Here is a 9,402-nt window from a genome sequence, read left to right as displayed (position 1 = left end):
TGACATTATAAAAGTTTTTGCTTTATTCTAGTATAATGCCGAAAATTATTTAAGTACTTAAGCTTAAAATTATCAAGGGAAAACAATGGCATTAAATGTTTATTACGATAAAGATACAAATTTAGACTTAATCAAAAGCAAGAAAGTTGCAATGATTGGTTTTGGTTCTCAAGGTCATGCTCACGCTGAAAATTTAAGAGATAGCGGTGTTGAAGTATGCATTGGTTTAAGAAAAAATGGTTCATCTTGGGCTAAAGCTGAGGCAAAAAACTTTGAAGTTCTTACAGTTGCTGAGGCTTCTGCTGCTGCTGATGTTGTAATGATTCTTTTACCGGATGAAAATCAAGCTGAAATTTATAAAAATGAAATTGAGCCAAACTTAAAACAAGGTGCTACTATCGCTTTTGGTCACGGTTTTAACATTCACTACGGTCGTATCATTCCAAGAGCTGATATCAATGTTACAATGATTGCACCAAAAGCTCCAGGACATACTGTTCGTTCTGAGTTTGTTCGTGGTGGAGGTATTCCAGATTTAATCGCTGTTGGTCAAAACCCTTCTGGTAACACTAAAGAGTTAGCTCTTTCCTATGCATCTGCTATTGGCGGTGGTCGTACTGCAATTATCGAGACTACTTTCAAAGACGAAACAGAAACTGACCTTTTCGGAGAACAAGCAGTTCTTTGTGGTGGTGCTGCATCTTTAGTTCAAGCTGGATTTGAAACTTTAACTGAAGCTGGTTATGCTCCTGAACTTGCATACTTTGAGTGTCTTCACGAACTTAAATTAATTGTAGATTTGATGTTTGAAGGTGGAATCGCTGATATGAGATATTCTATCTCTAACACTGCTGAGTATGGTGACTATGTTTCAGGTAAGCGTGTTATCAATGCTGAGTCTAAACAAGCTATGAGAGATATTCTTACAGAAATTCAAGATGGTAGATTTGCAAAAGACTTTATCCTTGAAGGTCAAGCAGGTTACCCTCGTATGAATGCTGAGCGTAATAACGACAAAACTAAGTTAATAACTGTAACTGGTAATAAACTTCGTGAGATGATGCCTTGGATAGGTTCAAACAAAATCGTTAACCAAGATAAAAACTAAAATAGCGACGCATTTTCTGCGTTGCTTTACTCGTCAGGCACATTAGTGCATTTCCTCGTTATGCGCCTTGAAACTCCATCACTCTTTTTTGTTTTTTACAAAAACTTATCACTTAAGATTTATCTATGTTATCCCATTCATTAGTACAACTTAGATATTATTTCTCAACTAAAAAGGATATATCATGTTACTAGGCTCATTTCTGTCTTTCGGACTTTTCTTTATCACTGCTGTTGGGGTTGTTGTTCTTTTTCTATTTCTTTATGCTATTGTAACGCCTTATGACGATTACAAGTTGATTTTTAAGGATGATAACAATGCCGCAGCCATAGGTTTTGGTGGTGCAATTGTTGGTCTTTGTATCCCTCTTTACAGCGCTCTTGTTAGTTCAGTTTCATATTTTGATTTTTTAATCTGGGCTGTTGTGGCTATGTTTATCCAGCTTCTTTTTGCTTTTATTATGACTAGATTAAAAGGTAAATATTCTGTAGAGAAGTTGATTACTGAAGGTGTTGTCTCTGGCGGAATTTTAAAGGCATTTATGTCGATTTCTATAGGGCTTCTTAACGCAGGTTCAATGAGCTACTAACTAGAGTAGTTGCTGAATTTTTATCAGAGTAGATAGCAATATAGCATTTTTATCCACATTTGAACTCTTCATTTTTAGTTCACTTGTGAGTAACAGTTCATGTAATTTATAATAAGTACTTGGCTTAAATCTGAGTGATTGTGCTGCTTTTTCATCCACAACAAATTTTGGAGCAGGATATCCAAGTATTTCGAGTGCGTTAGGTACTCCATTGACACGAATGTATATATTGAACATATAAAGCTGCGTGATGTATGAACAGATTGCTGTTATAACTCTAATCTCATCTTCACCATGCTCAAGTATATTTTGTAACTCAAATCTAAAATCTTTTTTATTTAAAATCTTTTTTATAAAGTCATCAATATTGACTTCGGCTAATCCAAAAACTAAGTTGTCAACATCCTTTGTTGTTATTGCTCTGTCATAGACTTTAAACTTGTCTATTTCATTACATGCCAGTGCGACATCTCCATTGTGAATACCAAGCAGATGAGTGATTGTATAGTTGTCAATGTTTACATTTTTTTCACGAGCAACTGAAGAGACAGTAAAAATAGATTCACCCTGATTTGGATGAAAAAATCTTACACTCATCGTACTTTTTTTAGAAAATGCTTTTGTATAAGTTTTGTGATCGCTTCCGTAATAAGCATAAACAAAAATGTTATCTGGGTTCTTTTCACAATAATCTATAAAAATATCTAAATCTTTTTTAGGTACTTTTTTTTCACTTTTAATAATCAAAACATTTTGACCGCCAAATAGTGAAGCTTGTGATAAATGCGCTTTAGCTGAGTTAAAATCATACTCATCATGATAAAACTGAAGTAGTGATGCATCTTCAATATTTGTTACTTTTTTTGTGTACATGTCAATAAGAAAACTACTCTCACCAAAAAAGACAAAACTGTTTGAGATAGACCTGTTTTGTATATGTTTGTCTAGCTCATTTTTATACAAAATTAATCACCGCGTTTTACAACTCTTGCAAATATTTTAGCTTTAGCAATATCAACTCTGTCTATGCATACCGTAACATCTTCAAAAAGAACTACAGAATCAGTAGATGTGATATTGAGTTTCGCACCTTTAATCTCATCATGAAGCTCAGCTTTAACCTCAGGGTCCGTAGCGCTTATGCGTGCCTTGAACTCTTTGTTTATATTTTCAGCTGCCCATCTGGCAAATTTTCTTGCCATAAACTCTACTTCAATGGTACTTGCCTCTCTCTCTTTTTCACTTATTGTCATACACAGAGACTCTATATTTCTAAGAACATAAGAGCCTTCCTCTGTATCACCGGCGTTAATAGCTTTTAAAAGCCTATGTACAATAAGGTCACTATATCTACGAATCGGTGATGTAAAGTGTGTGTATGCTTCAAATCCAAGTCCGAAATGCCCGGAGTTTAGCGGAGCATATCTAGCCTGCATCTGCGAGCGGATTATAAGTGTATCAACATCAGCTTGCAAATCCATAGCCTTCGCTTGGTTTTGGATATTTGTAATGGTCTCTTTGATGGTTGTCTTTATATCTATGAACATGCCGATTCCAGCTAGTTCCTGATAAAGAATCTGAAGTTTCGTTTGACTTGGAGGCTCATGTATTCTAAATATTCCTCTTTCAAATTGTGAAGCCGCCGCTTTGTTCGCTAAAAGCATACAGTCTTCAATTAGAGCATGGGACGGTGTCTCCTCAGCGTATGTAGTAGAGACAAGATTGGAATTCTCATCTATCTCCATCTCCAACTCTGTTGAGCGAAAGTCATAACCTATTTTTAATCTTTTTTCTTTGAGTGCGTCGGTTACTACTCTTAGTTTTGTTATATAATCAAAAACTTCTTTCTCTTTGGAATTTGTAGCTTTTAACTTTCCATCAAAGAAGTCGTCTATTTCTTCATAGTTAAATCTTCTGTCTGAGTGAATGATTGCTTCATATACTTTTGAGTCACTTACTTCTAAAGAATCTAAGTCAAGTTTCATCTCAAAAACATAAGCCAATCTATCTACATGTGGTTGAAGTGAACAGAGAGTTTCACTGAGTTGACGCGGTAGCATAGGAATAGAGCGATGAGGAAGGTAGATAGAAAAACTTCTATAGATAGCTTCATTGTCAATAGCTCCAAAAGGGGTAACATATTCACTAACATCGGCAATTGCTACATAAAGAGTTGTGTTTTCATCATCCCAGCAAATTGCATCGTCAAAGTCTTTTGCAGTAACGGGGTCGATTGTACAAAAAGGCAATTTTCTTAAATCAACTCTTTTAGGATACTTTTTGGCATCAACTTCTTCAAAAGACTGTGCTATTTCTAAAACTTCACTCTCAAATTCATCGTGCTTGTTAAATCTTGCAAGAACAATTTTCTCATCTACAAGTGGGTCTTTGAGGTTTCCAAGTTTTTCCATGACTGAGAAGTCTTGGTTATTGATTTTAAATAAATCACCTTCTTCGTAAGCGTTGAGTTCTTTGGGACTCATTTCAACACCGCTTGGATATTCTGTTTTTAAATCGACTAAAGATTTTCTTCCATCTTTATTTATTATATAAGCTATAGAGTAAGTCTCTGCACGACCTACGATTTCTACTATTTTAGCACTGGGTGTACCTCTTTTTCCAAGGAGCCTCTGTGCTATTATAAGGTCACCTTCGTTTGCTTCACCTAAATCACCTTCACAAATAAAAAGGTCTTTAATGTTTTCACCGATTACATTTAAGTAGGCTGTTCCTTTTTGAACAAGACCTAGTGTTCCCGCGCGATATTTAGAATTAAATTTGTAAACATTTTCTTTTTTAGTTATATAACCCTTTGTTAAAAAATCATTTACATGTACAAGTTCATCTGAGGAGATGTCTTGCTCACTTAATCCGTGAGTGAGCCTTATGAGAAGTGATTTCAAGTGCAGCGCTTTAAGTGTTTTGCAATGCTGTTTCAAAGCTTGGCATATCAAGGTCATACTTGATGATTAGCTCTTTTGCTTTTTTAATGCTTTCTTCTGTGATGGCGCCGTTGATAGGAACAGCTACACGAACTACATGTAGTATTTGTGCCGCTCTTTTATCTTCTTCTTTTGCATTTTGCGGAGTTTGACAGTTGCGTATTGTGTCTATTAGTCCTGTTTCAAATCTCCAAAATTTAAAAATTGTAGCACTCACTTCAGGTGTATCAACGCCGACAACTTTTCTCTCAGCTGCTTCTACATCTTGAAGTTCTAACAGTGCATCACGAAAAGCTTCTTGCTTTTTATCTATTATGATTTGTTGAGCTATTAAAACTTTACCGATTTCTACAAGAAATGCTGCGGGAGATAATATACCAAGTAGAGAACCCTCAGTTTTGAGACACCATGAGGTCATAAGTCCATGCTGCTTTTTAGAAAGTGCAGAGAACATGTCATTGGTGATTCCATAAGGAGATAAGTCAAGAGTAAAACTCTTTTTGATAATACTAGCCAAAGCAAAACCTCTGATTGTTCCTATCCCAAATAAACCAACAGCTTGGTTTATAGAATTTATTTCACGGGAAAAACCATAAAGAGGAGAGTTTGCAGCTTTTAAAATATCCGCGGTTAAAAGAGGATCTTTTTCCAATATATGAACCATATCACTAAAACTGCTATCAGGATTTTGATAAATAGCCTCTATTTGCATAGCTGACTCCGGCAATGGTGGAAGTTGCTTGATTTGTTTTAGAATTTCTTCAGTCATTTTCTCTCTTTTGTTTATTTTATAATTAGTTAAATAATACATATTTGTTGATAAAATGCTACTGAATATTTACAAATTATTGATATTATACTTCTATAATTTTATAAAAGGATAAACATGCAACAAGATGCAATGCTTACTCAACTGGGATATGTACCAAATGATGCTTTAATAAAACAGCTTCAAAGAATCGAAAAGAACACAGTCGGTTATGAAAAAATACAAAAACATATCATGGATTTACATGACCATTTAAAGGTTGATAATGCTTATGTTGCAATGTCTAACACCAATGATTGTTTCAAGATAAAAATTGAATCGTCAAGCCCTGAAATGGCTCAAGAAGCACATGAAAAAATAAATCACTTTAGTGATAAATTTAAAGTTAAGTTAAATAAGCTTGACAATAAAGAAACTTACTACATAGTGGGTTTTAACCATTAATAAAGACATGATTATTTATACGTTTTTTGAGCAAAGCCCAAAGAACTACATTAACACTAGGTTTTCTTTATTATGAATAATAAAGAACCTATGAGTATAGAAGGTTACGACCTTTTAGTACAAGAGTTTAAATTTTTACTAGAGGTCGAAAAACCCAAAGTTGCAGAAGAAAAATTAGTTGCAGCTGCTTTGGGTGATAGAAGTGAAAATGCAGATTATCATGCAGCAAAAGAAAAACTTCGATTTATAGATAAAAGACTTTTTTATCTAAACTCAATGATAGAAAAATCCGTGATTATAGACCCCTCTCTCTCTTCACATGTCAAAGTCGGTTTTGGCAGCAGTGTCAAACTTTTAAATATACAAACAGATGAACAAGAGAGTTATACTATTTGTGGTGTTTTAGAATCTGAGCCTGAATACGGGTTGATTTCTATTCACTCTCCAATAGCAAAAGCTCTTATTGGCAAAAGTGTTAATGATGAGTTTGCCCTTAAGTTGCCAAACGGCAAGAAAGAGTATGAGATACTAGAAATTGGGTACAAAAATATCTTCTCTTTAAAGAAAAACATACGAACAAAAGCAGACTTTTCTTTCCATTAAAATCAACTGTATATGAGAATATAAGACAGTTTTATAAAGATGAAAACATGAATCAAATAAATATACAATATTATAAAGTAGCTTCTAGTGAATTTATCTTAGGTTCATACGGCGATAAACTTTGTATGCTTGATTTTCGTTATAGAAAGATGAGAAATTCAATTGACAATAGAATACAAAAATTTTTAAATGCGCAATATATTGAAAAAGACAGTGAAGTTTTAAAAGAAACACGAAAACAGCTTGACGAATATTTTTCAAGCAAGCGTAAAAAGTTTGAGCTTCCACTTTTGATGCTTGGAACTAAGTTTCAAAAGAGTGTTTGGAAAGAATTACTAAAAATCCCTTATGGGCAAACGGCTAGTTATTTAGAGCTTTCAAGAGCAATAGGTAATGAAAAAGCTGTAAGGGCTGTTGCCAATGCTAATGGAGCGAATGCGATAGGGATAATTGTCCCTTGTCATCGTATTATAGGTAGCGATGGAAGTTTAACCGGTTATGCAGGTGGACTTCCTTTTAAGAAAAAGCTCTTAGACTTAGAGAATAATCTTCTTGCGATGTAGAATTTTACTTTCATTAAAATTCTTATTAGAACAAATTAGATATAATCCCTCTTTAAAAACCAAAAAATAAATTTTAGGATTCCATAGTGAGCCAACAACTAGAAAACATTGAAGAACAATTAGCTAATCATAAACTTTCACAAGAAGATTATGCACATATTAAAGAGATTTTAAAACGCGAACCAAACTTGGTGGAGCTAGGTATTTTTTCAGCTATGTGGAGTGAGCACTGTTCTTACAAGTCTTCAAAAGTACACTTAAAAGGTTTTCCAACTAAAGCACCATGGGTTATTCAAGGTCCAGGTGAAAATGCCGGTGTTATTGACATCGGTGATGGATATGCTGCTGTATTTAAGATGGAATCACATAACCATCCAAGTTTTATAGAGCCTTATCAAGGTGCTGCAACCGGTGTTGGTGGAATTATGCGTGATGTATTTACAATGGGTGCTCGTCCAGTAGCTTCACTAAACGCTCTTAGATTTGGTAACATCTTAAACGATGATGATATCTCAAGACATCAAAGATACTTAGTTCGTGGTGTAACTGCGGGAATCGGTGGTTATGGTAACTGTATGGGTGTACCTACAATCGGTGGTGAAGTTAGTTTTGATGAGTGTTACAATGGTAATATTCTTGTAAATGCTTTTAATCTTGGTATTGCAAAGAGTGATGAGATTTTTCTAGGTCGTGCTGAGGGTATTGGCAATCCTGTTATGTATGTTGGTGCAAAAACTGGTCGCGATGGTCTCGGTGGGGCTGTAATGAGTTCTGATAGTTTTACAGAGGAGTCAAAATCTCTTCGTCCTACTGTTCAAGTTGGTGACCCATTTACTGAAAAACTTCTACTTGAAGCTTGTATAGAACTTTTTAAGACTGACCATGTTGTTGGTATTCAAGATATGGGAGCTGCTGGACTTACATCTTCATCTTTTGAGATGGCTGGACGAACTGGAAGTGGTATGATTATGCATCTTGACAAAGTTCCAGCTCGTGAAGAGAACATGACTCCTTACGATTTTATGCTTTCTGAAAGCCAAGAGCGTATGCTTTTATGTGCTAAAAAAGGCTCAGAACAGGCTATTATCGATATTTTTGAAAAGTGGGATTTAGATGCTGCTGTTATCGGCGAGGTTACAGCAACCGGTAATATGGAGCTGTTCTGGCACGGTGAAAAAGTGGCTGAAGTTCCAGTTGATCCTGTTAGTGAAGAAGCGCCGGAACTTAACCGTCCAATGAGTAAACCTGCTTATCTAGCTGATATTGCAAGTATTTCTATCAATGATTTTGAGAGAGTATCTAACCAAGATGCCTTTGAGAAATTAACTAAGTCTATGGAAGTTGTAGATAAATCATGGATTTACACTCAGTATGATTCGATGGTACAGACCAACACCATTAAAAAGGGCGGTATGCTTGATGCATCTGTTATCCGTGTAAAAGAAAATGGTAAGGCACTTGCGATGAGTGCTGATTGTAATGTTCGTTATTGCTACATCGACCCTAAAGGTGGTGCAGCTGCAGCAGTTATAGAAGCAGGGCGAAATGTTGCAATGAGTGGCGCTAGACCGCTTGCTATTACGGATTGTCTTAATTATGGAAACCCTGAAAATCCAGAGGTTATGTGGCAATTTGCTGAGGGTTGTTTAGGTATTAAAGAAGCTTGTTTAGAACTTACTACACCTGTTATCGGTGGAAATGTTTCACTTTATAATGAAACAAACGGTGTTTCAGTTTTTCCAACTCCTTCAATCGCGACTGTTGGTGTAAATGATGACCAAAACAATGTTTTAATGTCAGGTTTTCAAGCTGAGGGAAATGCACTTTACCTCGTTGGAGAGAGTAAATCTGAGTTTGGCGGCTCTCTTTATATGAAAGAGATTTGTAATACAGTTGCAGGAACTCTTCCAGAGATTAACTACAAAAACGAGTTAGCTCTTTGGGATTTAGTAATTGAAGCAAATAAAAAGAATTTACTAGAGTGTGCTAAAGATGCATCTAGTGGTGGGGTAGCAATTGCGCTTGCTAAAATGAGCGCAACTTCAGGTCTTGGATGTGACGCTCAGATGAGTGTTGAAGATGAGAGAGATATTTTCGCTGAGTCTATGAGCAGAGCTATCATCGAAGTTAAGCCTGAAAACCAAGAAGCTTTTGAAGCAATGCTTGATGAGTCTATGGCCGTAGAGAAAATAGGAACTGTTGGTGGCGATACTATCAAAATCAACGATGTAACTATGAGCATGGAGACTTTACAAGATAATTACTTCAATACATTTAAAAGAGTTATTGAGAGAGACCTGTAATTAATTAGTCCATAAAAGGAACTCGCCCCTTGTACTTCGCTTGCGCCGCTGTGGCGATAAAACGAAGTTTCTTTAGAAAAG

General features: G+C 35.5%; 9 protein-coding genes. 6 read left to right on the top strand and 3 right to left on the bottom strand.

Annotated features, from left to right (window positions below; genetic code table 11):
- The first annotated feature begins 85 nt into the window (after nucleotides 1–85).
- Nucleotides 86–1,108, top strand: coding sequence for a ketol-acid reductoisomerase (ilvC, locus tag OQK60_RS11075; RefSeq protein WP_297687007.1), 1,023 nt, complete (start codon nucleotides 86–88; stop codon nucleotides 1,106–1,108).
- Nucleotides 1,109–1,292: 184 nt separating this feature from the next.
- Nucleotides 1,293–1,697 (top strand): DUF350 domain-containing protein, encoded by a 405-nt coding sequence (locus tag OQK60_RS11070; protein WP_297687006.1) that lies wholly within the window; start codon nucleotides 1,293–1,295, stop codon nucleotides 1,695–1,697.
- Here the strand turns inward: OQK60_RS11070 and holA are convergent, their stop codons facing one another.
- Genes holA through OQK60_RS11055 form a run of 3 tightly spaced genes read right to left on the bottom strand, consistent with a single transcriptional unit; the run spans nucleotide 1,698 to nucleotide 5,408 of the window.
- On the bottom strand, nucleotides 1,698–2,660 hold the full coding sequence (holA, locus tag OQK60_RS11065; protein WP_297687004.1) for a DNA polymerase III subunit delta: 963 nt from the start codon (nucleotides 2,658–2,660) through the stop codon (nucleotides 1,698–1,700).
- A gap of 2 nt (nucleotides 2,661–2,662) precedes the next feature.
- Nucleotides 2,663–4,600, bottom strand: a complete 1,938-nt coding sequence (locus OQK60_RS11060) for a ribonuclease R family protein (protein ID WP_297687002.1) — start codon at nucleotides 4,598–4,600, stop codon at nucleotides 2,663–2,665.
- Between the two features lie 10 nt (nucleotides 4,601–4,610).
- The gene (locus OQK60_RS11055; RefSeq protein ID WP_297687000.1) at nucleotides 4,611–5,408 is read right to left on the bottom strand and encodes an HDOD domain-containing protein; all 798 of its coding nucleotides are present in this window, start codon (nucleotides 5,406–5,408) and stop codon (nucleotides 4,611–4,613) included.
- A gap of 117 nt (nucleotides 5,409–5,525) precedes the next feature.
- Here OQK60_RS11055 and OQK60_RS11050 point away from each other — a divergent pair, with 117 nt between their 5' ends.
- From OQK60_RS11050 to purL, 4 genes are all read left to right on the top strand, one after another.
- Entirely contained in the window at nucleotides 5,526–5,852 is a 327-nt protein-coding gene (locus OQK60_RS11050) for a hypothetical protein (protein ID WP_297686998.1), read from the top strand.
- A 72-nt stretch (nucleotides 5,853–5,924) separates the two neighbouring features.
- Nucleotides 5,925–6,455 (top strand): transcription elongation factor GreA, encoded by a 531-nt coding sequence (greA, locus tag OQK60_RS11045; protein WP_297686996.1) that lies wholly within the window; start codon nucleotides 5,925–5,927, stop codon nucleotides 6,453–6,455.
- Between the two features lie 47 nt (nucleotides 6,456–6,502).
- Nucleotides 6,503–7,018 carry a methylated-DNA--[protein]-cysteine S-methyltransferase gene (locus OQK60_RS11040; RefSeq protein ID WP_297686994.1) on the top strand — a complete coding sequence of 172 codons (516 nt, stop codon included), beginning with the start codon at nucleotides 6,503–6,505 and terminating at the stop codon, nucleotides 7,016–7,018.
- A gap of 86 nt (nucleotides 7,019–7,104) precedes the next feature.
- Nucleotides 7,105–9,321, top strand: a complete 2,217-nt coding sequence (gene purL, locus OQK60_RS11035) for a phosphoribosylformylglycinamidine synthase subunit PurL (protein WP_297686992.1) — start codon at nucleotides 7,105–7,107, stop codon at nucleotides 9,319–9,321.
- The last annotated feature ends 81 nt before the right edge of the window (nucleotides 9,322–9,402 follow it).

Origin of the sequence: Sulfurimonas sp. (assembly GCF_026196735.1) — a bacterium.
Classification (GTDB): domain Bacteria; phylum Campylobacterota; class Campylobacteria; order Campylobacterales; family Sulfurimonadaceae; genus Sulfurimonas.
This window is presented reverse-complemented; position numbering and strand designations above follow the sequence as displayed.

Coding starts and splice junctions, on each gene's coding strand:
- ilvC (WP_297687007.1), top strand. CDS start 86: ATGGCATTAAATGTTTATTACGATAAAGATACAAATTTAGACTTAATC.
- OQK60_RS11070 (WP_297687006.1), top strand. CDS start 1,293: ATGTTACTAGGCTCATTTCTGTCTTTCGGACTTTTCTTTATCACTGCT.
- OQK60_RS11055 (WP_297687000.1), bottom strand. CDS start 5,408: ATGACTGAAGAAATTCTAAAACAAATCAAGCAACTTCCACCATTGCCG.
- OQK60_RS11050 (WP_297686998.1), top strand. CDS start 5,526: ATGCAACAAGATGCAATGCTTACTCAACTGGGATATGTACCAAATGAT.
- greA (WP_297686996.1), top strand. CDS start 5,925: ATGAATAATAAAGAACCTATGAGTATAGAAGGTTACGACCTTTTAGTA.
- OQK60_RS11040 (WP_297686994.1), top strand. CDS start 6,503: ATGAATCAAATAAATATACAATATTATAAAGTAGCTTCTAGTGAATTT.